This window comes from Methanomicrobium mobile BP (assembly GCF_000711215.1).
Lineage (GTDB): Archaea > Halobacteriota > Methanomicrobia > Methanomicrobiales > Methanomicrobiaceae > Methanomicrobium > Methanomicrobium mobile.
Map to the genome: position 1 here is coordinate 114,392 of NZ_JOMF01000005.1, position 26,979 is coordinate 141,370.

Consider the following 26,979-nt stretch of genomic DNA (forward strand, 5'->3'; position numbering starts at 1 on the left):
CATTATTATTTCTGTATCGTAACGCCGACCGTAATCTCCGCACTGCCGCCGTTTGTCTCGACATTTATCTTTCCGAAGAGAAGGGGGATATTCGGCGCTTTTTCGGTATCTATCTCAACGGCGACGGTAACGCTGTCTGCCGTGCTTATCGTTTCGGGAACGGCACGTATCCAGTCCCTGTTCGGGGTGACCGTGCCCGTGAGTATGCCGTCACCGCCGTTTGTGACCGTAAATTCGCTTCTGATGACAGTCGCATCTGACGCGATATCCGCGTCTTTGATGATTATCTTACTGCGGTCGGTCTCAAGTTTCGGGTCTTTGGCAAGCGCAACTTTAACGGGTATTTCAGCCCTTCCGCCGTTTGACGCGACCGTTATCCTGCCGGTGAACGGGGCGTCCGCAGCATCGGCGCCGGCGCCGTCCGGCAGCTTTGAACCGTCGATAACCGCCGCGGTTTCGAAGACCTTAGCGGCGGAGAAATCGATATCTTTTCTTCCCGTGCCTCTGAAAGTGAGCCAGTCGCAATCCGATTCGAGAGTGCCGATGAGCGTGCTCTCTCCCTTATTCTCGACCTTTATGACGAATTCGGCATCGCCGTTCCTCATCACCTTCATCTCTACGCTGTCGGGTGTGACCGAGAGCATCGGCGGATTTGGCGGATTGGTCTTTACCGGCGCAGCCTTTGCGGGTTGCTGCGTCGGCGCTGCCTGTTGAGATTTTGCAGGTTGAGGCTTTACCGCTTGAGGAGTTGCATTTTGAGGCTTAGTCGTTTGAGGTTTTGCCGTTTGAGTGCTTACCGGCGTTGTCGGAGGCGTCTTTACGGGCTGTGACTTTGCAGGCTTCGAAAACCCGAATCCCGCTCCGAATCCGAATCCTGTCCCTACTCCGGTCCCGCCCCCTGTCCGCACTCTCTCTTCTCTCTCGCCGGCGGGGGGTTTTGCGGTCACGGTCTTTTGCGCATCGTTCCCTTTGCCCATCTTTCCGGCTGGGAACGGATCTTTCCGACCCGGATTTGCCGCCATGACGGCACACCACGGGCATTTCCTGAGACCGCCCGAGAAGTAATGATTGTCGTTGCGGTCGCACTTCTGGATATTTGCTATCTCGTTCTTCAGCGCCGCCGCCCACTCCGAAGCCGCGGGCCGCTTCTCCTTCTCGGAATGCCCCGTGACAAAACAGCGGTGAAACAGACTTCTGAGTTCGGGGGAGATCATCGCATACGGCGGTGCGTTCTTCGGCGGTCTTACGTCCGGAAACGTCCCCTCATACGCAAATTTGCCCTGCTTAATCTTCGCCTCTATTGTCGGCAGCCCGTCCACTCCCGCACCGCGTGCCTGATAGGGATGAAAGCCGTTCATGAGGAATCTGAAGATCATGACTCCGAGCGCAAACAGGTCGGAATAGTAGCGGTCGATATTGTCCGTCCTGAAGTTCACGCCCATAAGTTCGGGAGGCAGGAAGTCGCCGGTCGCCACCTTGGTATAGTAGGTCTTCTTTGACGCGGCATCGGTAATCTGGAACGAATCGCAGTCAATGAAGGATACCGCGGCAGTCCTCGCGACAAGGATGTTGGATGCGCTCATATCCCCGATTCTGTGCCCTTTCAGGTGAATTGCGCTTACGACCGAGGCTATGTTGAACGCCGCCGTCAGCAGATACAGCCACGTAAAAGTGCCGCCCATATATTTTATCCTGTCGTCGGGGTCGTAGTAGCGGTGGGCCTCGCGGAACATCGAGGTGTCGATGAGCGGCATCGTAAAGCCGAGGAAGTGCGCATCCGGCAGGTTTGAGTCATACAGCGCCGATATCGCCCAAGAAATCAGGCTTGAATGCGAACTGTCCGTTTCGCCGGTGAGGTTATCGCCAGGCGGGTTGTTTATCATCGCCTTTACCTTCTCGCGGAGTTCGGCGTTGATTTTGTTTTTGTGGTAGACCTTTGCGCAGATGCCGTCACTGTATTTCACGGCGTAAATCATGCCTTCGCCGCCGCTTTTAATCGGACCCGAGAGGGTAATGCGCTGACCGCCGCATTCGAAACCGCCCGCAGTCCGCGGCGTTCGTGAATATACTGTTATCTCCGCCATATTTCCGAAAGCCTTCCCCCGATATCGTTATTCTTCCTTAAAACATGCAACGGCAAGTGTCTTGTCGTCGTCGGATACGCTGCACATCTTCTCCGACGATAAAAGCCCCGCAATGTCGCGGTTCCCGTTGTTACCTTTGTTATCGTCGTTTTCTCCGTTTTCTCCGTTTTCGGAGCCGTCACTTTCACCCGTTTCACCGTTCTCACGGTTCTTCGAGTTAAAATAATCGAACAGCGGTCTGAAAAATCCTTCAAACGGCTCTATATTGCCGTCTTTCTTGACCGTAACCGCACCTATGCAGCCGTCAGTGAAGACTGCGGCATTGACAAGCCCCACGGGTGCGGAGGCACCTGCGGTCATGTTCATCCGCGATTTCCAGTCGGGGGATGTAATCGGCGTAACTTCGTTGATGTATTCGGAATCGACGGGTTTTACGATTATCTCCATTCTGCCGTCGGAAAAAGCGCCGACAATGGCGCCGTCTCCTACCTGTGCGGCGGTAGCCTTTCCGCCGAAGTAAAAGAGCAGGGCAAGGGTGCAGGCAAGATCCTTTTTTACGACGCCGTTTGCGGCATCTTCGGCATATTTTTCGATGGCTTCCGCCGCAGCTGTGAAAGCGTCGAGGAGTATGGTCTCGTCGGATGTAATCTCCGCAAGTGTAAGACCGTCCTCGAAGTCCGTAGTGAGATAACGTTTAATCTCGGCAGCGGCGGCGTGAACCGCGATATCCGCCCCGATCTCCGAGTGTGACGCACTGCCAAGCCCGTCGGCGACGGCGATGACCGCGGCATCTCCTTTTCCTTTGCCGCACCCGAAAATCTCAAAGTAACATCTGTCCTGACAGGGTTTGCCCGACTTGATATGTGACTGCCCGCGAACCGATGCGCAGTAAACAGATATCGGTGATCCTTTCATTGCTCTTACATTTTTTCTTATTTTGAAGAATAAAAAACCATAATATTCGGAATTATATGCGGAAGTCACACTGATTAAAAAAAGATTACGGTAAGTAATATGCTGTTTTGAAGTATTTTGTTTATATTGACGTTTTGTTTATATCGAAGGAATCTCGCCCCAGCCCATGAGTCCGAAGGGATCCTCCAATACCACGGTTTCTCCGGGTTTTGACGCCGAAACCTTGGTCTGACTTCTCGAAAGCCAGAGGAACATCTCGTTGAAGTGATTCTCTTTCAGTTTTATGGGCGTCCTGTGCTGCGGCGATATCTTTGCAAGCGTATCCATATCCGCTTCGTCGACGCCGACTGCAAAGAACAGGAATTTACCGCTCTTTTCGCCGTCGTGAATCAATGTAACGACCTCGTTCCAGAGCTCGTCGCCTTCGTTCATGTCGGTCGGCTCGCCGTCGGTGATGAGGAAGATCCACGGGCGGTAGTAATCGATACCCTCTTTCTTGTATTCGTCCTTCCTCTTCTCGATTAACTCGGATGCCTTTTTGATTGCGCCTCCCAGCGGCGTCAGACCGTCGGCCTCGAGTGTCGGCGGTTCGAAATCCTCAATCGACGAGAAATCATGTGCCACATCGACTTTCTGACCGAATGTCACTACGGCGAGATCGACACGTTTCCGTGCGAGCTCGTCCTTCTCGATCTCTTCCTTGAATGCCCTGATTCCATCATTCAGCTGTCCTATCTTGTCGCCGACGATCATCGACCCTGAAATGTCGAGGAGAAGAACGGTCGGACAGTGAGGTTGCTGGGGATACGATATTTCCACAATCTCTTCGAGCGTCATATATATTACCTTTTAATGCGGCAAGTACCTGAAAGACTGATATATTTCAGCACTTTTCGCAGTAACCGTCTTTGTAATTGTTATTATGAGGGATAATATAAATAAATGATTGTATTTTTTCCTGTTTTTCTCGGTTATTTTTTCGGTTATTTTTTTCGGTTATTTTTTTCGGTTATTTTTTTAGGTTATTATTCCGCATTTGTTCGGTTAATCGAATGCTGCGGCGGCAAAACCCTGCCCGATCGTTCCCGAAGCGGACATCCGCGGAAAGACCATACTAAAAACTATACAATCTAAAAGATTCAAATATATTCTGTTAATGCGGCACCGCTCATCTGCCGCGAATATCGGGGAAAGATAACAGATATGAAGATAACAGTTGTCGGCGGAGGCTACGTCGGTCTCGTTTCCGGCGCATGCCTTGCGAAAACGGGTCACGACGTCACGATAATCGATACGATTCCGCAGAAAGTCGATATGATAAACTCGGGCAGACCGCCCATTTACGAGAAGGGACTTGAAGAGATACTGAAATCCTGTGTCGGCAGGAACCTTTGCGCTTCGCTGAACTATGACAGCGTTGCCGAATCCGATATCGCGCTCATATGCGTGGGAACACCGCCGCGTCCCGACGGTTCCGCAAATCTGGAGTATATCGAATCTGCGGCGGAGTCAATCGGCAGGGAGATCGGAAAGGCGGAGAGCCGCGGGGTGCACAGGTTCCGCACCGTCGTCGTAAAGAGCACGGTTCCCCCCGGCACCACGGAAAAAATCGTATTTCCCGCGGTTATGAAAGGTGTGGGAAGCTGTGCAACCGCGGATGAGTTAAGCATAGATATTGGCTTTGCAATGAACCCCGAGTTCCTCCGCGAAGGTCTTGCGGTCGAAGACTTCCTCAATCCCGACAGGATAGTCATCGGCAGCGGCGGCGGGAAGGCAAAGGATGCGGTCACCGCCATGTATGAGGGAATCGGAACGGAGCGGCTTTACTGCGGCATCACCGCCGCCGAGATGATAAAATACACCTCGAATGCTTTTCTGGCGACGAAGATATCCTTCTCCAATGAGATTGGAAATATCTGCAAGCAACTCGGTATCGACGTCTATGAGGTCATGAAGGGCGTCGGCATGGATCACAGAATCTCCCCGTTCTTCCTCAATGCCGGCGCAGGATTCGGCGGAAGCTGCTTCCCCAAGGACGTATCCGCGCTCGTATCCCTTGCGGAATCCTCCGGCATCGACCCCGTTCTCTTAAAGTCCGTCCTCGGCGTCAACGATGCTCAGCCGCTAAGAATGATTGAACTTCTTGAGAAGCGTATCGGAGATATCTCGGGGAAGCATATCGCCGTCCTCGGTCTTGCCTTCAAGAACGACACCGACGATATCCGCGATTCGCGCTCCATCCCCGTTCTTGCCGAACTGATTAAGAAGGGCGCGAAGATAACCGCATACGATCCCATGGCGACCGCGGCCATGAAAACGCTCTTTGACGAAAGTAAGGTAATCTACTGCGCAAACGCGAAGGATGCGCTCAAGGATGCCGACGCCTGCCTTGTTATGACCGAATGGCCCGAGTTTACGAAGCTTGACGCCGAGTTCGACGGCATGAGGTCGAGGGTAATTATAGAAGGAAGACGTATATTGTCAGTTAAAGATAAAGAGGGAATATGCTGGTAAGAAAAGGACTCATACCCGCGGCAGGCTCGGGAACAAGGCTCGGACCGTTCACAAACGCCATACCCAAGGAGCTGCTGCCGGTCGGCGACAAAGCCGTAATCGAGCATGTGGTTGCCGCGATGAAACTTGCGGGCATAGAAGAGGTTGTATTCGTCGTAAGTCCGCATAAACACGGACTTTCCGACTATTTCGGCTCGGGAAAGCGTTTCGGCATAGATGCCACCTATGTGGTGCAGGATGAGAGAAAGGGACTCGGGGATGCCGTTCTTGCCGGCGAGCACGTCCTCGACGAGACCTTCACCGTGGTTCTCGGCGACAACTTCTTCTCGCCCAAGACCTTCCTTAAGGATTTAATCGATTTCCACGTCAGAGAGAAGGCTGATTCCACAATCGGCGTTGCCGAAGTCGAAGACGTGACCAGACACGGCATAATAACGCCGTCGGGCAACCGCATAATCGATATGGTGGAAAAGCCGCCGGTATCCGAGGCAAAGAGCAATCTCGGTGCGCTCGGAGCATATGTGTTTACGCCCGACATCTTCGATGCCATAAGGAATACCAAACCCGGATATAAAGGCGAGATTCAGCTCACAGACGCCATAAAACTTCAGATTGAGGATAAGAAGAAAGTTCTTTACAATAAGATAGACGGCATTCACATAGACGTGGGCACCCCCAAAGACCTCATGCATGCCAATGACTGGTATCTCACCCACGACAGCGAGTGAGTGCATCAGAAGCGCCGTTATATGAACGGGCGCGAATAAGCACATCGGGTTTAACGGGTGAAGTTTTCACCCGAATCTATCTTTTTAATTTTGAGTACCGAGAGACTTGAGATACTCTTCGACATTCAGGTATTGAATATCGCCGCATTTTGTGTTCTCTCCGCGATAAATTACATATTTTCCGACGATATCCCCGTATCTGTGGCTCGTCATGCCGCATTTATCCTCATTATTTAGATGACGGTACTGCTCCGGTATCTGTTCGCGGCTGTATTTAACCTCGTAGATCCTGCATGTGAGTTCCTTTGTATCGCATACGACCATGTCAAACTCTCCGACCGGAAACTGAACCTTGAAGACCTTTTTGTCGGGAAATGCCAGCCGCGTCTCCAGAAGAACGATATCCTCCATCATTCTGCCGCGTATCTCCGAGAGCAGCCTCTCCAGTATCCGCTGCCTCTCTCTTGCCGAAAGTTCGCGGAATTCCGCGTCAAGGAGCATGTTTTCGACAATGGCCTGCGCCTGCGCGTATCGCAGTCCCGGCTGGCTTATGACTGTGATCTTTCCTTTTCGGCTTACCTCCGGCAGTGACTCCAGATCTATCTCCATAATAAGATCAAGCAGTTTCAGATATTCCTTAATCTGAATCATGTGGTCTTCTTCAATCCCGACGGTCTGTTCCTCTTTATTCAGAATATCAAGCATCTTCATAATTCCGGAATTTACTTCCCCGGCATTCATGTGATCCAGGATGTTAATCGGATTCTCCATGTCCCTAAGCAGATTTGCCGCCGTCACCGCTATGTCATGCGACCTGAACGTTCTTTCGATAACCTGCTTCGTGAAACTGTGATTGATGTTTTCCACAACCCGATTTATGACGTTGGTCAGTTCTCCGTGCTCGTATAACTCCCGCAGCAGACGGAAATGACCGCCGTATTGATATGCTTTCAGGGAATGCTGAATGTTTTTTGCTATCGCCGTGTCTATGTATTCTTCCGCGTGTTTTGAATCCGCAAACGGCGTATTCGGGTTATAAATTTTTGTGGCTTCGGAGTTGCAGGTATGGGGGTTGCAGTTATCGGAGTTGTGGGTTTCGGAGTTGTAGTTTATTCCGCCAAGACTCATTGTTCCGCCGTATCGGATGTATTCGTCGATACCGCGGATTCCCAGCACTTCTTCAAACTCGCGATACGGTATAAACGTGGTGTGAAGCATTATGCACCTGTCATAAAGCTGTTCTTCCCGCGTAAACGCAAATCCGAGGGAATCGGTTCCCGATAAAACGATCTTCATGCCGCTGCCGGCATAGATATCCGAGAATAATGCCGCCCCCTCGATAAAGTCCTCCATAAGGGTAACTTCGTCGATAAACACATATCTGAAACCGTTTTTCTCCAGCAGTTTCAGATCCGCATCCACATCCGCAAGCGTATCGGCGGAAGTCACCTGAATAAATGCCGCCTTCTCAAATTCTTCGGGCGAGAGTTCCGTAAGAATCTGCCTGATCATGGTCGTTTTGCCTGTTCTTCTCAGACCGTAGATTATCAGAACCTTATCCTGCGGCGGTCCGAAGATGTAGTCACGAAGCACCCGAATCGGCTCTCTTCTTTTATATTTTTTAGTAAGCGCTATCTGCGACTCAAGCTGCTTTCCGACTCTTACCGCGGTCTTGAATCGAAGGTATCCGCGTTCTCCGCTGTCATAGACGCGATCTGTTTTCGGAACGGTGAGTTTAAGCTCTTTTAACTCCTTTTCCAGAGTTTTTCGTCTGTCAATCTTCGCTTTCAGCGCCGGAACTTCTTCGAATGCCACATAATTCTCGATTCTCTTCCCGCCGCGGGTTATCCGGTGATAATAGTAGTCTTTATCCTTAATTTTCTTCTTTGTAATGCTCCCCGCGGGCAAAATCGCGATTTCACGCTCGATTTCAGCGATTTGAGTATATATGTCATCATCTTTCGTCGGAAACACCTTCTTCAATCTTTATTGTCTCTATTAATTATACTCATTATACTCACTGTATCTTAATGATTTGGGTATAACTGGGTATAATGGGTATAATGAGGTATAACCTTGTATAGCCGAGCATAACGAGGTATAACGAATACTGTAAAAAAAGTCTTTATTTCCCGTAATTTCTCACGGTTTCATATACCCTGTGCCTGTCATAGGTGTGGTTCGCGATATATTCCGATAATTCTACGGCATAATTGTAGCGTGAAATATAGCCGTCGAGTTCGGTGCTTACGGCATTGTAGCGGTTTACGAGCGCATTGTATTCCGGCACGAGGCGGTTGTATTCCGCAACGTTCTGACTCTTAAGCCGCCTTGCCGTCGCCTCCATGGACTTCAGGCGGCTCTCCAGACCGTCAAGTTCTTTCTCCTTCGCTTCTATACGCGGCAGAAGACTCTCGGTAACGGCATCGCATTTTTTATACGCGGCATAGATGCTCTCAATCTCGTTCATGCTCCCGTAGGCAAGGGTGCCGTTTCCGATCTTTGTAAGATGCGGAACCGATGTTATCTCCGTATCGTCATCGAGTGTTATATCGGGCCAGCCGACATAGTGTCCGACTGTGGTTTCCACATAGGCATAGCCCGTATCTGCGTATGAGAGATGTGACTTTTCCGGCGGCAGTCTGATGCCGAGCGCCATATGCGATTCATCGTCAAAGAGCAGGAGTGCGACATCGTATCCTTCTCTTGAGAGCAAAGCCGCGGCAAGAAGGCTTTTGTCGTCGCAGTCGCCTTTCCCTTCGTATACGGTCTCTATGGGAAACTTCGGTTCCGAGCGCACCGCGTTCGTGTAGTAGGGCATTGACTGGACATAGGCAATAATAAGTTCCGCATAGCTGTCGGCGTCGAGAGAGAGTTCCGACTTTATCTTCCGCATCTCCGCAAGGATTGCGTCATAGAGCGGCGGAAGGGACTCGTCATCGATGAAGGAGCGATAATACGGATCGGTCCATGTATCGTCGGATATCGTCTCCTGATAGAGGTATGCCTGTTTGTCGGCATCATATGCGGCAGTATAGACCGCTTTGTCGACGGGCACAGTTAATTTTACAATCCTGTCCTGAAAATTGAACGAATACGATACGGGAACGTATTCGCCGGTGTCGTAGGTCTCTATTTTGGGATATATTTCCGCATCGTCAAAGAGATCGGCACATCCCGCGGAGAGCGCGAGCATGGCGGCAATCAGGACGGTTGCAATGATAACGGGGCGAACGCGGGTCATATTGTATCGGTCGGATCCCTGATTGTGATCCGTATATTTTCTAATTCTTTTGTCGTCACTTTTTATAAATATGAAAGATGGCGGCAGTAATGACCCGCTCTGAATGATGAATAAACGATAAGTAATCGATTGCTGATTAGTGCCGATATTCTTAATCAAATATTTATCAATTGCAGTCCAACGGATATCTACAATTTACGGATATTCAGAAATGGCAAGAATATTACTCGGCAAACTGGTTCTCAGCTGGTGCGACAACTGCCACACACCCGTTCTCGGCAAGAAGTGCTCGTGCGGCGCCGAAACGAGACCCGTATCGGTAACGCCGCCGGGAGACATCCGCCCCGCCTTCAAGTCGGATATCGATCATATAAACAGCCTTTATGAAGCGCAGTTCGGGGAAAAACTAATCCCCGATGGTCATATAGTAATCCTGAACAAGATCCCCGATGCCGACAGGATGGAGGAGGTCATCATGGGTGGTTCGGTCGTATGCGCATACCGCTATATCCCCGCAGAGAAGAGATGGGAACTTTTGCCGCGTATTCATGCGTTCGAGTATGCAAAGCCGCGGAGGAAGTATGTTGTCGTCGACGACGGCGCAGTCGAGTCGATTAAGGGGGGTTCAAGCCTGCTCGCACCCGGACTTGTCGAGATTGAGGACAGCGTGAGAGCCGACGACGAGGTCTTCATCCTCTCAAAAAGCGGCGAATGCATAGGTGTCGGAAGGGCACGCGTCAGTGCCGAAGATGCAAGGAAGATGACAAACGGCGCCGTAATAAAGACAAGAAAACCGAAACCGACCGTCTTTGTCAAGGGGGAGGCATCGTGGGACGATGCAATCCGTTCCAACTCCGTGATTCTCGACAATGTCGAGTCCGAATCTATTGCCTTTGTGAAATCCGTGGTTGCGAAGAACCCGAATCTGCCGGTGAATGTCTCGTATTCCGGCGGCAAGGACAGTCTGGCAACCCTGCTCATCGTCCAAAAAGCGCTCGGAAAAACTCCGATTGTCTTCTCGGATACCACGCTCGAGTTCCCCGAGACATATCAGAACGTTGCCGATGTCGTAAAGAAATACGATCTTGAGATAATCCGAACCGGCGCCGGAGACACCTTCTGGGAGAATTTCGAGGTCGAAGGTCCGCCCGCGGTCGACTGCCGCTGGTGCTGCAGCGTCTGCAAGCTGATGCCGGTAAAGAAGCTCATCGAGGAGAGATGGGGCGAATGCCTCTCCTTTATCGGACAGAGGAAATACGAATCCCTTGCGAGGCTCAAGAGTCCGCGTGTCTGGCGCAATTATAAGGTTAAGGTCCAGCTTTCCGCGGCGCCGATTCAGCACTGGACGGCGCTTCACGTATTTCTCTATCTCTTTAGGGAGAAAGCGCCATACAACGTGCTCTACGAGAGAAGAATCGACAGAATAGGCTGTTTCATGTGTCCGTCAAGCGATCATGCCACCTTTGAGATAATACAGAGGGATTATCCCGACCTCTGGGCGATGTGGCAGGAGAAACTCGGACACTGGATGGAGAAGAACAATCTGCCGGAAGAATGGCGGACGAATGCCCTGTGGCGACAGAGAGGCGGTGAAGATGACACGAGTAGTTATACTTGATTACGGTCTGGGTAATCTCAGAAGCGTGAAGAAAGGACTTGAGAAAGCGGGCGCGGATACGGTTATTACCTCGGATCTCGACGTCATGGCGGACGCCGACGGCGTCCTTCTCCCGGGCGTCGGTGCCTTCTCCGAGGGTATGGAGAAACTTTCGGCGATGAAGAGCGCTCTTTACGATTACGTGAAAGAACGCCCGATTCTCGGAATATGTCTCGGGATGCAGATGCTCCTCGAGATCGGCGAGGAATACGGCATCCACGAGGGTCTGGGGCTGGTTCCCGGGTCGGTAAAGCGCTTTCCCGACCGCGACGGCTTCAAGATTCCGCATATGGGCTGGAACAACCTCACAATCGAGAAGAAGGATTCGCCGCTGTTCAAGGGAATCCCCGACGGCAGTTACGTCTACTTCGTCCACTCATACTATGCGGATACGGGACGCGAGTATACCCTGACCTCAACGGACTATATCCTGCGTTACGCATCCGCGATTCAGAACGGCAATGCCTACGGAACCCAGTTCCACCCCGAGAAGAGCGGCGCGGTAGGACTTAAGATCCTCGAAAATTTCATCGATATGCTGTAATTACGTGCTGTAATTACGGCAACGATAACGGCAAAAATCTCTAATTGTCTGTAATAGTCTGAAAAATCCGGAAAAATCTGGAAAAATCTGAAAAAAAATCTGAAAAAAATTTATCTGATTTTTGTTTGAAGATAATATCTCCGAACTTTGCTTATTTCAGGTATTTTCTTAAGGGTGCAAGTTCGGCAATCATCTTCGGATTCATCTTGATTATCTCTTTCATCAGCGTCAGTGTCGAGAATTCCTTCATGACGAGGTTGCTGACCGAGTTTAAGATTGAATTGAGCTGTTCGTCATCGAGTTTGACAAAGATCTCTTTTATCTGATAGTTTCTCTCGAGAGCCTTACCCATCTTCGAGGCACGCCATGTCGTGTCGTATTTCATGAGCGCCGCCTTTGAGACATCGCCGTTTCTGATGCATTCCGCCGCGACTTCCGCCGCAAGCTTTCCGGAATACATGGCGTTGTAGATACCGCCGCCCGTGATCGGGTCGCTGAGGCGTGCCGCATCGCCCACAAACATCAGACCGTCCTCGACCGTGGACTTAAGGGGCGGGCAGATTGAGACGCCGCCTACGATAATCTCGGTGATCTTGCCGTCGGGGAAGTTCTTCTTCACAAATTTGTCGAGGTAATCCTTTGCACGCTTGCCGTTTTTGGATTCGTTTCCGGCGATACCGATACCTACGTTTGCGGTCCTGTCGCCCTTGGGGAATATCCAGATATAACCGCCGGGGCATGCCTCTCTTCCGACATAGAAGGCATTAATCTCGGGCTCGATATCGATATCCGCCATCAGATACTGTGCGCAGGTCTCAAGCTCGCTCAGCGGCACCGTCGTGTCGACTCCGCAGTAGCGTCCGAACTTGGATTCAACGCCGTCGGCGGCGATGACGACCTTTGCACGGACCTCGTGAACGCTGCCCATGTATTCGATCTTAGCGCCTTTGCAGACGCCGTTCTCCATGATTGCGTCAACCGCACGTGCCTTGACGTAGCATTCCGCGCCCGCTTCGAGTGCCTGCCATATAAGGTCGCGGTCGAAGACCTTTCGGTTGAGGACGTAACCTACCTCGTTGCCCGCCATGGCAGGGTTGAGATAGAAGGAGTTGCCGTTGGGCGCAACTATCTTTGCGCCCTTAATCTTGGATGCCACCCAATTGGGATTCAGTTCGGTGAAGAATTCGTTGATGAGTTCCTCGCCGATACCCTCGGCACAGCGGACGGGTGCCCCAATCTGCGGGCGCTTCTCGACGATACAGACCGAGAGTCCCTTCTCCGCTGCAGTCTTGCCCGCGAGCGCACCGCCCGGTCCGCCGCCGATGACCAGGACATCGTATTCGCTCTTCATTCTTTAATTGCCTCCAGAGATCCCAACGGGCATACTTTCACGCAAATCTTGCAGTTTTTGCAGATTTCATCATCTATTGACAGGTAAGCGTCAATGAGTTCGATTGCTCCTTCGGGGCATACCGAAACACATGCTCCGCAATACCCGCATACCTCTCTGCGAACTTTGATCATTCTTTATATATTTGGCGGATACGCACTTTAATATTTATGCATGCGTCCGTTTGCGCGGGAGAGAAAGGTCTTCGAAAGGTCTTCAGATCTCGAAGGTGCCGTACATTCCGCCGCCGCCGGGGTGCAGTGTAATCCTGCCTTCGCGGAACCTTTTAACGGCATCGGCAACGGGTGCGCTTACCTGCGCCATATTTTCGGTCGGCACCGACGTAAGCACGTCAATCTCCGTTCCGAACTCCGATACGAGCGCCGAGTAGAGAGTTTTGCACTGCTTCGTATTCGGCGATGCCGCATTCAGAACTCCGGCGATAATCTCGGCAAGCGGGATTATATGCAGATACGGCGGGCGGCTCAGCCTTTTGCCGTCGAAGGATTCCGCGGGGACGCTCTTTGATAAAGCACGGTCGCGGACGCCGATCTTGATTTTGCCGCCGCATTCGCACCTGCCGCCGCACTTTTCCGCCTCTTCGGGCGTGAACTGCCGGTAGCATTTCGTGCATGCCGTGCGGTTGTATTTCCCTTCCTCTGGGAAGAAACCGGCGTTAAGAACGATTCTGTTGTCGAGGACGGCACGTATGATATCTTCGGCTTTTCGCGAATAGGTGTCTATCTTATTGAACTCGCGTCCGAGTTTATTGAGCTGTGCGCTGTGGGCATCGGAGTTGGAGAGAAACGGCAGCCCGCCGAGTTCGGGTATATTCTCGCCGTAGGTCGTATCCGCGGAGAGACCCAGCTCAAGAAAATCGGGTTTTTCGTCTCCGTAGCAGTCGCGGAGGGACTCGACACGCCCGTACATGCCCGTCCACGGGGTAAAAGCGTGTGCGGGACCGCAATATGCCCCGCAGTCGTGGACAATCTTCAGTATCTTCTCGCCCGAGAGTGATACGTTGGGGCGCCCCCCTTTGTCGATATTCGCGCTGTAGGGGCGCAGGCGGTCGGCAATCTCCTCCGCCTGCGAAAAATCGGTCATGAGGATGAGGTGGTGCACCTTTCCTTTGCCGTCGACCTCCGATGTCGGCAGAACGGTGACTCCGTCGGTATTCTCACCGAAATCAGTCCATGCCTTTCGCCATTGCGGCTGAAAAGCATCCCCCGAGCCCAGTATATCCAGACCTTTAATCCGGCATGCCGCCGTAAGCATTGCGGGTGTGGTGTTCTTTGACGCCGCCATCGAAAAGGGCGAATGAATATGAAAATCCGCGGTCAGAATCATAAATAAATCTTGATTAGGGTTATAAAAATAGATTTTTCTTTGGGTCCCGGTCGGGCACCGGGCGGTCGGTATTTCTTCGGTTCTATACGGTCTATCCTATGTAGTTCAGTTCCTCTTCGGAGCCGGTTTTTTCGGCGCCTTTGACCCTGTTGACGAAGGCTTCCATCTCGACCGCACGCTCCTGAAGTTTTGTGGTGTCGACCTTTATGCCTGTCAGCTTCGAGAGAACCGAGAGCACGCAGGTCGCACTGCGCGGGTCTACGAGGTATCCCGAGGTTTCGCCCATGATACAGATACCCTCCATATCCATGCGTTTGCCGATTCCGAGAAGCAGTCCCGCAGCCCCGATGATGCCGCCGCCCGGCTCGCTCTCCGTGAACTCCGCGCCCGCCTTCTCGACCTCGGGTTTGAGTTTCTCGTCGTTTACAGCCGCAATCACCCTTGCCTTATCCGTCAGGTGACCGACCCCGTAGCCTCCGAGAGTGTAGACTCTTTTGACGCCGAATTTCTTTGCGATATCGAGATAAGTCTCGGTAAGGAAGTAGTGACCTTCGGGTGTGGCGCTCTGGAAGTCGCCGATGAGGAACATGACACGCAGTTTCTTCTTCTTGTCCTCGTATCTGTAGAGTTCGTTGTTGGGAAGGCGCGCCACTCCGCAATCCTCCAGAATGACCTGCGGCGGGAAGTAAATCGACGTTATCTCCGCAATCTTCTCGGCACCGAGTTCCTCTATCATATGCTCGGTCGCAAGCTTTCCGACCAGTCCAACCCCGGGGAGTCCCTCAATCAGAATATCGCAGGGACAGTCCTCCGCCGTCTCAAAAAAATCTACATTGATGTCGTGCATTTGAAAAACTCCTTTAGTGATTTACTTTGAAACTATATGAAAATACTTTGAAAAATGACCGGAAGTTTAATGCCATTATCGGACTTTCAGTTCTCCGCCTGAAATCTGACTTTGCGGCGAAGTTCGCCGTATCTGTCCTGCGGCGAATACCGAGGCGGATGTGCGCAGACCGTGTTCTCTCCGCATACGGGACAGACGTAAGAAAGAGTATATCTGCCGTCTTTCGGACAGCAGCGGATTTTTCTGCTCATCGAATGTTGGAATGTCAATCGGCTTATTTTGCGCCGGTTTTCTGTTTTCTGATGAAACTGCCTTTGCCGTCGGCACGCTCGACCACGCCGATTGCGGCATTTGCGGCTTTGTTTATCGCTTTCTCCGCCGACTTGTAATCGGGGGCGGTAACTTTGATGCGGTATTTGGGAGCGCCGACATAGACCAGTTCAATCTCGACATCATCGATTGCCGGCTGTGCGCTTCTGAGCGCTCTTCTGATGATATTAACGCCGTCTGGCTTGTTGGATGTTAAAATAAGCGTTCCCGAGATTGTAACCTTGGGGAGCTTTACATTCTCGGATGCAACCGTGACCAGCGCTTTTGCGACCTTGGAATCCAGACCGAGTTTCTTGAGGGTGGCTTCCTCGTCCACCATAACGTCCTCGAAGACAGGATACAGGTCGTCGCCGTATTCCCGATATAACTTCTTTGTCAGGTCTTCGGCAGAGCATCCGGACTGTTCGGCAACGAAGCCGATCCATTTCTGCGCCTTCTGCTCGTTCTTCCACTCGTGAATCTTGTCTTTGTGCTGGTGCTCGTTGACATCCTTGAGTGAGAGATCTATATGCCCGCGGCTCGTGTTGACGCTCAACACTTTGCAGACTACCTTCTGCCCCTCGCGTACGTAGTCGCGGATATGCTTTATCCACCCGCGCGCTATCTCGGCAATGGGAATAAGACCTTCGTGTTCGTTATATTCGTCCAGAGAGACGACGGCAGTAAAGTCCCTGACTTCGGTGACCGTGCATACTACCAGTTCGCCTACTTCCGGCCATTCTCTTTCCGGCATTGTAGTTGTGTTTATCTTATTTACTCGTTCTGAGCAATGATTTCTGCTTTAATCTCTGCGTTTCCGCCTTTGGGAACTGCAAGAACTTTGCCGCAGACAAGGCACTCTACCGTTGTGCTTGCCTTCTGGAAGATCTTCTGCTCATGCTCGCAGTCCGGGCATTTTACCGTATAGAATTTCGATCTGTTCTCTCTGTTTACGCGAACCATTTTAATCACTCCGTAAGTTCAAATTTACCTGCTTTGACGCCGCTTCTGAGGTGTGCTTTTCCGCATGCGGTGCAGCGGTATCTGACGTTAATTCTCTTGGTCGGCTTGTCTCCGCCCGGCACCTTTGAGAATTTACCCATGTTTCCGACCTTGCTTCTGCGTGCCTTCTGGCGGTCGATCCAGTGAAGGTGAAGGTCGCGGCCTTTCTTTACTTTCTCAACTTCGTGTATCTCGTGCTTTCTGCAGTATGGACAGTATGTCTTGAACTTTGTTGGCATCTTCATAAAACGTGTAGCCCCTTTCAGATTTTGGATATGACACCGCGGTTTTCGGGTGTCATAAAGACCCCCGCCCTTCTTTGTCGCGGGCACGGGTCTTCACAATAAATCTCATATTTATTTGCTGACCTTGATATTTAATGCTATGTTACGATCCCGAAGAACTCTCGCGTTATCGACGGGCAGCGTCAGAATGTCACCCGCGGATATGGTATAGATTTTGTTGTCGATTCCCATAAAAGAGTCAATATCCCTTTTAACGCAGAGCAGTTCGTACTCAATCGGCGTGTTGTCCGCACCTGTTGCCGCATTGCCTGCCGCAACGGCATTTCCGGCAGTCTTTTCGGCATCTGAGGGTGAGGTTGCGGCGGTCTGCGTTTCAGCCGTGCTCTGCGTGCTTTGCGGTCCCTGTGCTCCCCGAGTTCCCTGTGCCGCAAAGTCGCGGAAATCGGCATCGTCCCAGATATCCGCATCCTCGCTGTCGAGCGGATCGACATAAACCGCGCTCTCCGGGGATTCCGCGGCACCGGATACGCCGCCCGTGCCCGCATCTGCGGCGGCAGTTCCGTGGGGCAAAGTCTGCGCGCCGATTTCTCCGCCTGCCGCGTTTACCGGATTTGCGGCGCCCGAATTATCCGCGTTTTCGGAATATGCCGAATCCGCATATCCGGTGACCGACGGCGTCTGTTCCGCGGCTGCGGCACTGCCGCCGGACAAAGTCTCCGTATCCGGCTCATTCGTCGCGGACGGCGCATATGACGCGGATGGAGCGGTTGTCGCGGTCTTTGTCTGCGGCGATGCCGTTCCTGCGGGAATGACGGCGTTTAAGGCATCGCGGCAGCGGGATATTGCCGCAAGTATCTCGTCATACATCTGCTTCTCGGCAGGTGTCATGCGTTTAATCTGTTCCTTATCGCTTCTGCCCGTCTTTGAGAGATCTTCGGCAAGATTGATGATCTTCTTTACCCGCAGGTCTATGATGCTCTGAAGGACGGACTGAACACTTTCAATCTCCTCAATAAGCTCGGTCCCGCGTTTCGTCATGAAATTGTCGCCGGACTTGGCTTCCTCGCAGAGTTCGGCGATATATTCCCGCGCCATATCGAAGGTGTCGGACGAGATGGAGGTAAGTTTGCCGTTGTCGCGCTCATCGAGCGAGATGAGTCTTAAATAGTCAAAGTCCACCTTTATCCCTCCGTTTTTTCCGAATATGTTCAATACGCCTGTTCAATACGCCTGCGTTTTCCCGTTATTTTCCTCCGACATACTCCGCGATACCGCGGGCGCAGAGGAATACCGCCATCGCTTCCGGTACAGTATTTATTCCCTTTACAAGTGAATAGTTATTTCCGAGGAGCGGCATATTGAGCGGGAACATGAGATCGATCTTGGTCTCCGCGGTTCCGAAATACACGGGGTCTATGAGCGGATCGAACCTGTCAAGCGCCTTTACGTCTACGCTGACGACCTTAAATCCGCTGCCGCCGTGAAGCGACCCGGGCGCTCTTATGAGGCGCTTTACGTCCGTCGTCACGGGCTCGTCTGTAAGGGCCGCCTTTTCGCGCAGCACGTTCGGGAAATCCGAGTCCTCGCCCGTAAGAATGGTCTTTAGGACGCGGTTGGACTTGCTCAGCATTATCGTGTTTTCGGGCTTTTTCAGACGGGTTATCGTCGGCGAAAGCGACTTCTCGATGAATTCCTTTGCGGAATCCTTGCTGATTCCCTTTATTGCCGCAAGCTTTGCGACCGCATCTTCCTGTTTCATCTGCTTAAGTGCCGTGAGATACTCGAGGAGTGCGAGCCTGTATCTGTAATGCCAGCTGTGGATGTTCTCCGGCGGCGTATTCGGACTCTTTGCGGCGCCGCGGTTTGCAGTGGCGCCTTTGCCCTTCTCTGCGCCCCCTCTGCCCCGAAGCATAATCTCGGGGTCAAGTCCTATGCCGCAGACGTAGTCCACGAGTTCGCGGCGCTCGCTGCTTCCCCAGCCCTTGACTTCGGGCATCTCGATATGGACGTGGTATCCTCTGCCGCCCGAGAATACAAGGTGAATGTCGTCATGCGTGAATCCGAGTTCGCAGGTCAGCATATCGATTATCTTGAAGGTCTCTTCCTTGACGCGCCGAAGCATCTCGTCGTAGGCGGTGCGGACTATGTGGTCGGCATCGAGGTCGAAGATGAGTTCGGCGCCGAGCCAGCCCTTCTCCTGCATGGTTCCCGCCGACGGAAGAGAATAGTATGCCGTGGAATAGTAGACATGACGCGGATTCATGCTTTTTATGTAGTTTGCTACCTCATCCTTCGAAGAGAAAGAGGTATGCCTCTTCATGCCTTTTTTGTCGGCGTTATCGAAGAAGATGAATCCCCATTCGCGCTGCTCGAGATTCTTCGGTATCTCGAGTGCGGATAAAAACGCGGGGCTGCCGTAATAGCCGCCGAATTTCTGCCTCAGATATTCGTTTGTAGCCGCATTCATCCCGTTTGTCCCCCTTTTTATTTCCCGATAACCTCGGATAATTTCGTATAATTCCGTTCGGACGGTTATTCAAGTTCTTTAATCATGTATGGTCCGCATCTTATATAGCCGCGTTTATTGTAGTAGGGTCTTACCCCTATGCCGCTCATGACCGCCACCCGCGTGTAACCTCTCTCTCTTGAAATATTCTCGGCTGTCTTTAAAAGACGATCCCCGAAATTACGATGCTGCCACCTGTTCCCCGCACCTTTTTCCGAGAGCGGAACGACGGAACCGTAGACGTGAAGCTCGCGGACAAGCGCCGCGGGCTTAACGTCCTTTCCTCCGAGAAGTTCGCTACGCCACGGGCTGTCCGGGAGTCTGAGCCTTACAAAGCCTATCAGTGCATCGTTTGCCGTGAACTGAATAAAAAATTCCGTTCCGCCGCAGCACTTGTATTCGATGATCTTCGTATGCGGCTCCTCGTCCGTGATGTGCCTGCCCGCCTCGCGGCATCTTATGCAGCGGCATTCGCCGCCCTGCTCCGTGAGTCTGTCCTTGGCAAGCTGCCGGAAATTGCTGTAGTGTGAGCCCGCGAGGATGAGTTTTGCGGGGATATCCCTCTGAACACGCTGAAGCCTTGTGTATTCGGCAAGTCTGGATTTGCCGTAGGCGATAAGGTCGACGAGTTCGTCCTCGGGATAGACGCTGTATTCCCCTCTGCGCCACAGCTGCTCGATCTCGGAGCCCGGCGTCACCAGAGTCGGGTAAATCTTGATGAAATCGGGGCAGAACCGCTCATCCGTAAAGAGCGTGTCGAACATCTTTCTGTCGTCTTCCATCGTGGCTGAAGGCAGATTGGGCATGACATGGAAACCGACCTTTATGCCGGCATCGCGGAGGCACTTGTTCGCATAGACCGAATCGGCGACGGTATGTCCGCGTCTGTTGAACTCGAGGATTCGGTCGTCAAGCTGCTGAACGCCGAGTTCAACCTTTGTGACGCCCAGTGAGAGCATCCTGTCGATATGCTCGGGCAGACACCAGTCGGGTCTGGTCTCGAACGTGACGGCGATGCACCTTACGCGTGCGGACTCGTTCTCTTTGCAGAGTTCCTCGAAGGTAAAGATGTCGCCCCTGTTCTCGCCGCCGTACTCGTTCATGGCGCGGATGCACTCCCGCATGAACCATTCCTGGTATTCTGGATCCCTTGCCGTCATGGTGCCGCCCATGACAATAAGTTCGGCTTTGTCTATGTGGTGACCAAGTTCCTCGAACTGCCTCAGTCGCGCCTGCACCTGAACGTAGGGGTTGTATTCGAGCTGTCTTGCCCTGAGTGCCGCAGGCTCTTCACCAGTGTAACTCTGCGGAGAGTTGAAGAGAGGATTTTCGGGACCGCCCGGGCACGGAAGGCAGATACCGTGCGGGCATTTATGCGGCGACGTCATCACCGCGACAGGTGCAACACCGGATATGGTTCTGGAGGGTTTCACCTGAATAAGCGAACGCAGTCTCTCCTTCTCATCATCCTTTGCCGCCGCAAATATCTCGGAATTTCGCGGGAAGGTATCGAGTGCGTATTTTTTGCAGACCTGCGCCTTCAGTTTCTGGACATCCGCAGGGGTATTCGCGGCAGATAAAAGCAGGGTTATTAATTCCCTTAAAATAGTGTTGTAGTCTGTCCCGTCAGTTTTCAACGGCAACCTCTTCGGATGCACTGCCGGCAGAGTATTCCACGGTCTGAGAATGTGATTGGTGTATATAGTTCACAAGTTCTTCGCCCAGTGCTAAAATGGCTTCCTTGTGACAGATTTTATTTTTGTGTATGTGTACAGGAGAGATTTTTAATTTGTCGTATTTTGCAGTCGTAATTTCTTCGTTGTCTATTGTTTCATAGTACTTCTTTACCTGCAACAAAAGCATGTGTAGATGTAGTAGTTCCTCTTTCTGCAATTTTTCACCATTCCTTAAAAATAAGTAACTATCCTAAGAACATATATTTTATTGGTGATCTTTATATTATATTATTTGCGTGCAGCGGGATGCCTGATCGGACTGGCTGTCGGAGATGCTCTGGGCGCGCCCTTGGAATGCTTGTCTCCGCAATCCGTGCCTGTTAAGCGATTTATTTCCGGAGGCGTTCACGGACTTCCGGCAGGGAGTGCTACGGACGACACGTATCTTGCTCTGGCGTTTGCCGAGTCACTGATTTACAATTGCGGCTATTCCCGCGATGATTTTTTGAGACGGATGATCGACGAGTATCTGTGCGCTCCGAAATTTTACGGACCGACATCGCGTTTTGTTTTTGAAGCCGAACTCCGTAAAAATACTGCCGTTTCGCAAAAAGACCCTGCAAAAGAACTTTACGAATCCCGCGGCGGAAGGTCGGGCAACGGGGGTCGAAGCAACGGAAGTGTCATGAGGGGCGCACCTGCGGGGATATTTTATCCGCCGGCGACTGTCAGGGAAGTCAGCATGGAATCTTCGAGGATTACGCACCGGCATCCGATTGCCTGTGAATGCACGGCTTTTGTCAATCAGATGATAAGCCGCATGGTTCGCGGCGAAGAAAAGCGTGCCGCATTCGATGGCGCCCTCATGCAGTGCGGGGACGAAGAGGTTCGGGAGATGCTTGAAAACCGCGAAAGGTATCCGATAAATCCCGATATGGATGCCCTGCTCACGACCCATGCGGCGGTATCGGTCTTTATGGACGCATCCTCGTTTGAGGATATGATAGTGACCGCCGTCAACATGGGCGGCGATGCCGATACGGTGGGAGCAGTCTGCGGTGCGCTCGGCGGGGCTTACTGGGGTCTTGAGAGCATACCCAAAGATCTGGTTGCGGGACTTCTCGAGCGCGAGAGGATAGAGAAAGCCGCGTTTGCTCTTGCGAAGGCGGCAACGGAATGAAAACCGCGGTATGAAAAGAGAATTTGTATTGTGTGTATTGAGTTAATTGAGTTTATTGTGTGTATTGAGTCTATTGAGTGTATCGAGGCGGTTATTCGTCGATTAACCTGACCTCTTTCATTATTTTGTTCCTGAGGCAGTCCGTGACGGTATCGTCGCCGACATCGGTTATCAGATACTTTCCGTTGACGGTCAGACCGTCGGGGAAGCAGAGATGATGATTTCTGCAATGCCTCTCCGTGCAGTCGTTCTCGTAGGTTATCTTTGAGTTCTGAATGGCAAGTTTCCTGTCAATCAGAACGGGCACGGGCGCAGGCACGACTTCCACGGCACAGACACCGCCGTTGTGAACGGGGCAGGTATGCACCGAGCCGTTCTTAAGCCCCAAAACCCTGTAACGACGCCCCGGAATCAGATTGTGGCAGACCTTATGCAGCCGGCAGTCCGCACACTCGCCGATATCGCCGTTGTAGATGAACTCAGTATCGGGTTTTGCGAGATCTCTTCCTATGAGAGTTATCTTCGGGTTATTCTTTGCGTTATCCGTCATTTCACCCCTTGTATCATTTCACTCCTTATATTATTTCACTCCTTATACAGCATTCTTACGAGTTTCTCGGCGCAGCCCTCTTCAAGCCCCATGTCGAGAACCGTGAAACGTTCGGGCCGTATGGTCTTTGCCATCATAAGCGCCTGCACCGCCTGTTCGTCGGTAATGCCTATCTGCTTCGGAGTCGTCGGCGCACCTATGCTCTTGAGTGCCCCTCTTATCCAGCGCCAGTCGCCGCCGTGCAGATACATCGTCATGATTGAACCGATGCCGCACTGCTCCCCGTGCATTCCCGTATTCGGGCATATCTTATCGAGCGCATGACTGAATTTGTGCTCGGCGCCGGATGCGGGGCGCGAGGATCCCGCTATGCTCATAGCGACTCCCGAGGAGACAAGCGCCTTTATCGCAATCCATGCACCCTCCTCGGAGCCCGGGCTTATGAGGTTGGCGCTCTTGAGAAGAATCTCCGCCGCCATCTTCGAGAGCGTTGCGGCATACTCGCTGATTGCCTCGCCCTTAATCCTGTGGGAGAGTTCCCAGTCGAGAATCGCCGTGTAATTCGAGATTATATCCGCACAGCCCGACGCCATGAGTCTGTGCGGCGCTTTTGCGATTATACCGGTATCGGCGACTATCGCATGCGGCGGATGCGCATTGAGGGAGACGCTCCCCTCATCCGTCATGACCGATGCGCGTGACGAGGCAATGCCGTCGTGTGAAGCGGCGGTCGGCACGCTTATGAATTCGCATTCGAGATTATATGAGACGATCTTTGCGAGATCTATGACTTTTCCCCCGCCGATTCCTAAGATGAAGTCCGCTTTGTTCTCGGTTGCGGCACGCTCCGCCTCCTCTATGACGTCGGGGGATATGCTCTTTGCGGTGAAGACACTGACATCGCGCTCTTTCGAGAGGATCTCGCATGCGTGCTCCCCCGCGGTCTTCATGGTATGTTCGCCCGAGATAATGAACGCAGATTTCCCTAAATAAAGGTCATCGCAGACTTTTGGCAGTTGATCCAGAACGCCGTGCCCTATCAGAACGTCTCGCGGCATCTGCATCCATCTGGATTTATCGAACTCGGGTTTTCTAAGTACTTTTATACTATCTGCGCTCATTCTTTTATCAATAAATGTTAAGGGATTTTCTATACAAATATTATGTTGATCCTATTCTCAACGGCGGCGCATACAACCCCGTCGACACGCTGACGTATGCGACGATTCTTATTATTGCCGTATATCTCGTCTATCGCTGGCTTGTCCGCAGTAAAATCGAGATTAACGGGGATTTCATAATTGCTTTGCTGCCCTTTGTAGTCCTCGGTGCCACATCGCGTGTGGTCGAGGATACGGGTTTCATCCCTTTCCCCTATAATGTCCTGTTCATAACGCCGCTCATATACTTCGTAATATTCTTTTACACGATATTTGCGCTCCTTATCTCGCGAAAGCTTCAGAACGCGGGCTATGTGGACAGTTACCATAAGCTCATGTGCGGCATCGGAGTTGCGGGCGTTGCCGTCTCGCTAATTCCTCTTATCTGGGTAGGAATCACGCAGACGCAGATAAATCTCTTCGTTTTCTTTGCAATCTGCGCCATGGGTCTTGCAACATCCGCGGCTCTCTGGGCTGTGATGCGGTATGTCTTCAAATGGGAGTTTGTCGACGAAATCCTCTATAAACTGCTTATCTTCGGTCAGCTCTTCGATGCAAGCGCGACCAGCTTCGGTCTCGAACTTCACGAGATGAAGTATGTGGAGCAGCATGTTGTCGGCGGCGCTCTCATCGATGCAACGGGAACGGCGTTCTCGATGTATCTCTTAAAACTGCTGGTCCTGATACCCGGAATCTATATTCTGGAGATGTATCGCCGCGACGGAGGCAATCAGGCGCTCTGGCACATGATCCTCTTTGCCATGATAGTCGTGGGTCTGGCTCCCGGAATACGCGACATGGTGCGGATGGTGCTCTATGTTTGAGAAGAGTTACGGGAATTCGGTTGCCCTGTCACTGGCAATTTTCATCGCGTTTTTCCTCATCGGATGGTTTGTTGTGGCGCCGAACGATGAGATGGCGCAGCCCTTAATTGTTGCCATCCAGAACGAGATGGGTGCACTCTCAATGAGCGATGACCCCATGTTGCTGATGATTCAGATATTTCTGAATAACCTCACCGCCGCCCTGTTCCTCTTTCTCGGCGGCGCCGTCCTGGGCGTTGTGACGGGTTATGTGCTCTTGACAAACGGCTTCGTTATCGGTCTTGTCATGGGATACATGACAAACCTCAAGGGTATTACGCTCTCGCTGGTCTCGATAGTGCCGCACGGAATCTTTGAGCTTTCGGCGTTCTTTATCGCTTCGGCAATGGGTTTTATGCTCGCGGAGTCGGTTTACCGCGAGTATTACGGCAGCGGGGATGCCGCGGATACCGCAAAAGGGCTGGGCATGAAGTTTGTGACGATTGTTATCCCGCTGCTGTTTTTAGCCGCATTCGTCGAGTCTTTCATAACGCCCGTTCTGATGAATATGGTCATGTAAGCGATCCTGTATGCGATTAGGTAATCGCTTCGGTAAGTTCTGCGGTAATCTCTGCGGTAGGCGATGTGATAATCGCTGTGTTAATCGCCGTGACCGTGTTCGGTTGTGACCGTGTTCGGTCGGGGGATGAAAAACGTAATTATATTTTTGTGGAAACCAAATCAGATAGAGAAATCCGAGAGACCAATCCACAGACATTTCGGTACGGATATTTTGGAATAACAGGAGTTTTTAATGGCAGACGAGAGCACGGTTACGGCACTTCCGGCAAAGGAAAATTTCAGCGAATGGTATAACGACGTTCTTTGGCGTGCGGAGATAATGGATGTAAGATACCCGGTAAAGGGACTTTATGTCTGGTATCCGCACGGATTTTCACTGCGCCGCTCGACATATGCGATTCTTCGCGAACTGATGGACAGAGAGCATGAGGAGACTCTCTTCCCGCTTCTTATTCCCGAAGATCAGTTCATGAAAGAGGCGGAGCATATCAAAGGGTTCGAAGAGGAGGTCTACTGGGTCACGCACGGCGGTCTGACGCCGCTGGACGTAAAGCTTGCGTTGCGACCGACGAGCGAGACGGCAATCTATCCGATGTATGCCCTCTGGGTGCGTTCGCATGCCGATCTGCCTTTAAAGCTCTATCAGATTGTCAATACATTCCGCTACGAGACCAAGCACACGAGACCGCTGATTCGTCTGCGCGAGATTACCTCGTTCAAGGAGGCTCACACCGTTCATGCGACGTGGGAGGAGGCAAAGGAGCAGGTCGAGACCGCAATCTCGCTTTACAGCGAATTCTACGACAGAATCTGCGTCCCCATCATCTTCTCGAAGCGTCCCGACTGGGATAAGTTCCCCGGCGCCGACTACACCATGGCCGCCGATGCGATAATGCCGGACGGCAGGACGCTTCAGGTCGGCACCTGCCACCATCTCGGAGATAACTTCTCGAAGACCTTCGATTTAAGCTACGAGGACGAGAACGGCGAGAGGAAACTTGCCCATCAGACCTGTTACGGTATCTCGGAGAGGTGCATTGCGGCGATGATAAGTATCCACGGCGACGATAAGGGTCTTGTCCTGCCTCCCGAAGTTGCGCCCGTTCAGGTCGTCATCGTCCCGATTATCATGAAGAAGAATGCCGAGACCGTGATTGCGGCGGCAAAAGAGCTTGAAAAGGAGATTAAAGCGGCGGGTCTTCGCGTAAAGATCGATGCGAGAGAGTTGCGCCCGGGCGCCAAATACTATCACTGGGAGATGAGGGGCGTTCCGCTGCGCATCGAGATCGGTCAGAGGGATATCGACGGCGGCACGGTTATGGCGGTTGACCGCTACGGCGTCAAGACCGCGGTTAAGAGAGCCGAGGCGGTTGCCGGAATAAAATCGCTTCTGGAGGCTTTCAAAGCGGAGATGAAGGCAAGAGCGATGACAAAGGCGGTCTCGCAGATCAATACCGCATCGACCATCGAGGAGGCAAAGGCTGCCGTCGAGAAGGGTGTCGCTGTTGTTCAGTGGTGCGGCTACAAGGAGTGTGCCGATGCCATAGAGCAGGGTCTTGACGTAAGCGTTCTCGGAAGCGAGGTCAGATCCGAGCATATCGCGGATAAGGAAGGCAGATGTATCATCTGCGGCAAGCCCGCAAAACCCGCAATCGTTGCCAGAACATACTGACTGCGCCGACTTATTAATCGAATA

27 protein-coding genes are annotated in these 26,979 nt (G+C 52.1%); 8 read left to right on the forward strand and 19 right to left on the reverse strand.

Annotated features, from left to right (window positions below; translation table 11 throughout):
- Positions 1–5: 5 nt before the first annotated feature.
- The 3 genes from T502_RS02850 to T502_RS02860 form a co-directional block, all read right to left on the reverse strand.
- A complete protein-coding gene (locus tag T502_RS02850) occupies positions 6–2,084 on the reverse strand; it encodes a helix-hairpin-helix domain-containing protein (protein ID WP_042705610.1) in 2,079 nt (692 codons plus the stop codon).
- A gap of 27 nt (positions 2,085–2,111) precedes the next feature.
- Positions 2,112–2,999 carry a PP2C family serine/threonine-protein phosphatase gene (locus T502_RS02855; RefSeq protein ID WP_157197447.1) on the reverse strand — a complete coding sequence of 296 codons (888 nt, stop codon included), beginning with the start codon at positions 2,997–2,999 and terminating at the stop codon, positions 2,112–2,114.
- 138 nt (positions 3,000–3,137) lie between these two features.
- Positions 3,138–3,836: a vWA domain-containing protein gene (locus T502_RS02860; RefSeq protein WP_042705612.1), complete on the reverse strand. Its 699-nt coding sequence runs from the start codon at positions 3,834–3,836 to the stop codon at positions 3,138–3,140.
- A gap of 366 nt (positions 3,837–4,202) precedes the next feature.
- Between T502_RS02860 and T502_RS02865 the strand changes: the two genes are divergently transcribed.
- Together T502_RS02865 and T502_RS02870 are read left to right on the forward strand one after the other, a co-directional pair.
- Complete coding sequence (locus T502_RS02865; protein WP_042705613.1) at positions 4,203–5,513, forward strand: UDP-glucose dehydrogenase family protein; 1,311 nt, start codon at positions 4,203–4,205, stop codon at positions 5,511–5,513.
- On the forward strand, positions 5,504–6,241 hold the full coding sequence (locus T502_RS02870; RefSeq protein ID WP_042705614.1) for a sugar phosphate nucleotidyltransferase: 738 nt from the start codon (positions 5,504–5,506) through the stop codon (positions 6,239–6,241). The genes T502_RS02865 and T502_RS02870 overlap by 10 nt, the downstream gene beginning before the upstream one ends.
- A gap of 84 nt (positions 6,242–6,325) precedes the next feature.
- Here T502_RS02870 and T502_RS02875 read toward each other — a convergent pair whose 3' ends face one another.
- Together T502_RS02875 and T502_RS02880 are read right to left on the reverse strand one after the other, a co-directional pair.
- Positions 6,326–8,215 carry an AAA family ATPase gene (locus tag T502_RS02875; protein WP_042705832.1) on the reverse strand — a complete coding sequence of 630 codons (1,890 nt, stop codon included), beginning with the start codon at positions 8,213–8,215 and terminating at the stop codon, positions 6,326–6,328.
- Positions 8,216–8,366: 151 nt separating this feature from the next.
- Complete coding sequence (locus T502_RS02880; RefSeq protein WP_052359106.1) at positions 8,367–9,485, reverse strand: hypothetical protein; 1,119 nt, start codon at positions 9,483–9,485, stop codon at positions 8,367–8,369.
- Positions 9,486–9,696: 211 nt separating this feature from the next.
- Here T502_RS02880 and T502_RS02885 point away from each other — a divergent pair, with 211 nt between their 5' ends.
- The gene (locus tag T502_RS02885) at positions 9,697–11,103 is read left to right on the forward strand and encodes a phosphoadenosine phosphosulfate reductase domain-containing protein (RefSeq protein ID WP_042705615.1); all 1,407 of its coding nucleotides are present in this window, start codon (positions 9,697–9,699) and stop codon (positions 11,101–11,103) included.
- Positions 11,081–11,686: an imidazole glycerol phosphate synthase subunit HisH gene (gene hisH / locus T502_RS02890; RefSeq protein WP_042705616.1), complete on the forward strand. Its 606-nt coding sequence runs from the start codon at positions 11,081–11,083 to the stop codon at positions 11,684–11,686. The genes T502_RS02885 and hisH overlap by 23 nt, the downstream gene beginning before the upstream one ends.
- A 151-nt stretch (positions 11,687–11,837) precedes the next feature.
- On the opposite strand, the gene T502_RS02895 is transcribed toward hisH, so the two are convergent.
- From T502_RS02895 to T502_RS02950, 12 genes are all read right to left on the reverse strand, one after another.
- Positions 11,838–13,037, reverse strand: coding sequence for an NAD(P)/FAD-dependent oxidoreductase (locus T502_RS02895; protein ID WP_042705617.1), 1,200 nt, complete (start codon positions 13,035–13,037; stop codon positions 11,838–11,840).
- The gene (locus tag T502_RS02900; protein ID WP_042705618.1) at positions 13,034–13,210 is read right to left on the reverse strand and encodes a 4Fe-4S binding protein; all 177 of its coding nucleotides are present in this window, start codon (positions 13,208–13,210) and stop codon (positions 13,034–13,036) included. The genes T502_RS02895 and T502_RS02900 overlap by 4 nt, the downstream gene beginning before the upstream one ends.
- An 82-nt stretch (positions 13,211–13,292) precedes the next feature.
- Complete coding sequence (locus T502_RS02905; RefSeq protein WP_042705620.1) at positions 13,293–14,423, reverse strand: endonuclease Q family protein; 1,131 nt, start codon at positions 14,421–14,423, stop codon at positions 13,293–13,295.
- A gap of 91 nt (positions 14,424–14,514) precedes the next feature.
- Positions 14,515–15,270, reverse strand: a complete 756-nt coding sequence (locus T502_RS02910; RefSeq protein WP_042705621.1) for a proteasome assembly chaperone family protein — start codon at positions 15,268–15,270, stop codon at positions 14,515–14,517.
- A gap of 86 nt (positions 15,271–15,356) precedes the next feature.
- Positions 15,357–15,539 (reverse strand): RNA-protein complex protein Nop10, encoded by a 183-nt coding sequence (locus T502_RS02915; protein WP_342665735.1) that lies wholly within the window; start codon positions 15,537–15,539, stop codon positions 15,357–15,359.
- 5 nt (positions 15,540–15,544) lie between these two features.
- Positions 15,545–16,333: a translation initiation factor IF-2 subunit alpha gene (locus tag T502_RS02920; RefSeq protein ID WP_042705623.1), complete on the reverse strand. Its 789-nt coding sequence runs from the start codon at positions 16,331–16,333 to the stop codon at positions 15,545–15,547.
- A 20-nt stretch (positions 16,334–16,353) separates the two neighbouring features.
- Complete coding sequence (locus T502_RS02925; RefSeq protein WP_042705624.1) at positions 16,354–16,542, reverse strand: 30S ribosomal protein S27e; 189 nt, start codon at positions 16,540–16,542, stop codon at positions 16,354–16,356.
- A gap of 5 nt (positions 16,543–16,547) precedes the next feature.
- Positions 16,548–16,826 (reverse strand): 50S ribosomal protein L44e, encoded by a 279-nt coding sequence (locus T502_RS02930; RefSeq protein WP_042705625.1) that lies wholly within the window; start codon positions 16,824–16,826, stop codon positions 16,548–16,550.
- A 111-nt stretch (positions 16,827–16,937) separates the two neighbouring features.
- Positions 16,938–18,005 carry a hypothetical protein gene (locus T502_RS02935; RefSeq protein ID WP_169736974.1) on the reverse strand — a complete coding sequence of 356 codons (1,068 nt, stop codon included), beginning with the start codon at positions 18,003–18,005 and terminating at the stop codon, positions 16,938–16,940.
- Between the two features lie 64 nt (positions 18,006–18,069).
- A complete protein-coding gene (locus T502_RS02940; protein ID WP_042705627.1) occupies positions 18,070–19,293 on the reverse strand; it encodes a DNA primase small subunit domain-containing protein in 1,224 nt (407 codons plus the stop codon).
- A gap of 65 nt (positions 19,294–19,358) precedes the next feature.
- Entirely contained in the window at positions 19,359–20,969 is a 1,611-nt protein-coding gene (locus T502_RS02945) for a tRNA uridine(34) 5-carboxymethylaminomethyl modification radical SAM/GNAT enzyme Elp3 (protein WP_042705628.1), read from the reverse strand.
- Positions 20,959–21,225, reverse strand: a complete 267-nt coding sequence (locus T502_RS02950; RefSeq protein ID WP_084172998.1) for a UPF0058 family protein — start codon at positions 21,223–21,225, stop codon at positions 20,959–20,961. The genes T502_RS02945 and T502_RS02950 overlap by 11 nt, the downstream gene beginning before the upstream one ends.
- Positions 21,226–21,279: 54 nt before the next feature.
- Here T502_RS02950 and T502_RS02955 point away from each other — a divergent pair, with 54 nt between their 5' ends.
- On the forward strand, positions 21,280–22,188 hold the full coding sequence (locus T502_RS02955; protein ID WP_169736975.1) for an ADP-ribosylglycohydrolase family protein: 909 nt from the start codon (positions 21,280–21,282) through the stop codon (positions 22,186–22,188).
- Positions 22,189–22,279: 91 nt separating this feature from the next.
- On the opposite strand, the gene T502_RS02960 is transcribed toward T502_RS02955, so the two are convergent.
- Together T502_RS02960 and T502_RS02965 are read right to left on the reverse strand one after the other, a co-directional pair.
- On the reverse strand, positions 22,280–22,738 hold the full coding sequence (locus T502_RS02960; protein ID WP_042705630.1) for a UPF0179 family protein: 459 nt from the start codon (positions 22,736–22,738) through the stop codon (positions 22,280–22,282).
- Between the two features lie 35 nt (positions 22,739–22,773).
- Positions 22,774–23,859, reverse strand: coding sequence for an NAD(P)-dependent glycerol-1-phosphate dehydrogenase (locus tag T502_RS02965; RefSeq protein ID WP_042705631.1), 1,086 nt, complete (start codon positions 23,857–23,859; stop codon positions 22,774–22,776).
- A 14-nt stretch (positions 23,860–23,873) separates the two neighbouring features.
- Here T502_RS02965 and T502_RS02970 point away from each other — a divergent pair, with 14 nt between their 5' ends.
- The 3 genes from T502_RS02970 (at position 23,874) to proS (ending at position 26,955) form a co-directional block, all read left to right on the forward strand.
- Positions 23,874–24,722 carry a DUF63 family protein gene (locus T502_RS02970; RefSeq protein ID WP_042705632.1) on the forward strand — a complete coding sequence of 283 codons (849 nt, stop codon included), beginning with the start codon at positions 23,874–23,876 and terminating at the stop codon, positions 24,720–24,722.
- On the forward strand, positions 24,715–25,281 hold the full coding sequence (locus tag T502_RS02975) for a stage II sporulation protein M (RefSeq protein ID WP_042705633.1): 567 nt from the start codon (positions 24,715–24,717) through the stop codon (positions 25,279–25,281). Before T502_RS02970 ends, T502_RS02975 begins: the two co-directional genes overlap by 8 nt.
- Before the next feature lie 234 nt (positions 25,282–25,515).
- Complete coding sequence (gene proS / locus T502_RS02980; RefSeq protein ID WP_042705634.1) at positions 25,516–26,955, forward strand: proline--tRNA ligase; 1,440 nt, start codon at positions 25,516–25,518, stop codon at positions 26,953–26,955.
- Positions 26,956–26,979: the final 24 nt, after the last annotated feature.

What these genes read in the sequence shown, in the direction of transcription:
- T502_RS02850 (WP_042705610.1), bottom strand. Translation starts at nt 2,084, where the DNA reads ATGGCGGAGATAACAGTATATTCACGAACGCCGCGGACTGCGGGCGGT.
- T502_RS02855 (WP_157197447.1), bottom strand. Translation starts at nt 2,999, where the DNA reads ATGAAAGGATCACCGATATCTGTTTACTGCGCATCGGTTCGCGGGCAG.
- T502_RS02860 (WP_042705612.1), bottom strand. Translation starts at nt 3,836, where the DNA reads ATGACGCTCGAAGAGATTGTGGAAATATCGTATCCCCAGCAACCTCAC.
- T502_RS02865 (WP_042705613.1), top strand. Translation starts at nt 4,203, where the DNA reads ATGAAGATAACAGTTGTCGGCGGAGGCTACGTCGGTCTCGTTTCCGGC.
- T502_RS02870 (WP_042705614.1), top strand. Translation starts at nt 5,504, where the DNA reads ATGCTGGTAAGAAAAGGACTCATACCCGCGGCAGGCTCGGGAACAAGG.
- T502_RS02880 (WP_052359106.1), bottom strand. Translation starts at nt 9,485, where the DNA reads ATGACCCGCGTTCGCCCCGTTATCATTGCAACCGTCCTGATTGCCGCC.
- T502_RS02885 (WP_042705615.1), top strand. Translation starts at nt 9,697, where the DNA reads ATGGCAAGAATATTACTCGGCAAACTGGTTCTCAGCTGGTGCGACAAC.
- hisH (WP_042705616.1), top strand. Translation starts at nt 11,081, where the DNA reads ATGACACGAGTAGTTATACTTGATTACGGTCTGGGTAATCTCAGAAGC.
- T502_RS02895 (WP_042705617.1), bottom strand. Translation starts at nt 13,037, where the DNA reads ATGAAGAGCGAATACGATGTCCTGGTCATCGGCGGCGGACCGGGCGGT.
- T502_RS02900 (WP_042705618.1), bottom strand. Translation starts at nt 13,210, where the DNA reads ATGATCAAAGTTCGCAGAGAGGTATGCGGGTATTGCGGAGCATGTGTT.
- T502_RS02905 (WP_042705620.1), bottom strand. Translation starts at nt 14,423, where the DNA reads ATGATTCTGACCGCGGATTTTCATATTCATTCGCCCTTTTCGATGGCG.
- T502_RS02910 (WP_042705621.1), bottom strand. Translation starts at nt 15,270, where the DNA reads ATGCACGACATCAATGTAGATTTTTTTGAGACGGCGGAGGACTGTCCC.
- T502_RS02920 (WP_042705623.1), bottom strand. Translation starts at nt 16,333, where the DNA reads ATGCCGGAAAGAGAATGGCCGGAAGTAGGCGAACTGGTAGTATGCACG.
- T502_RS02925 (WP_042705624.1), bottom strand. Translation starts at nt 16,542, where the DNA reads ATGGTTCGCGTAAACAGAGAGAACAGATCGAAATTCTATACGGTAAAA.
- T502_RS02930 (WP_042705625.1), bottom strand. Translation starts at nt 16,826, where the DNA reads ATGAAGATGCCAACAAAGTTCAAGACATACTGTCCATACTGCAGAAAG.
- T502_RS02940 (WP_042705627.1), bottom strand. Translation starts at nt 19,293, where the DNA reads ATGAATGCGGCTACAAACGAATATCTGAGGCAGAAATTCGGCGGCTAT.
- T502_RS02960 (WP_042705630.1), bottom strand. Translation starts at nt 22,738, where the DNA reads ATGACGGATAACGCAAAGAATAACCCGAAGATAACTCTCATAGGAAGA.
- T502_RS02965 (WP_042705631.1), bottom strand. Translation starts at nt 23,859, where the DNA reads ATGAGCGCAGATAGTATAAAAGTACTTAGAAAACCCGAGTTCGATAAA.
- T502_RS02970 (WP_042705632.1), top strand. Translation starts at nt 23,874, where the DNA reads ATGTTAAGGGATTTTCTATACAAATATTATGTTGATCCTATTCTCAAC.
- T502_RS02975 (WP_042705633.1), top strand. Translation starts at nt 24,715, where the DNA reads ATGTTTGAGAAGAGTTACGGGAATTCGGTTGCCCTGTCACTGGCAATT.
- proS (WP_042705634.1), top strand. Translation starts at nt 25,516, where the DNA reads ATGGCAGACGAGAGCACGGTTACGGCACTTCCGGCAAAGGAAAATTTC.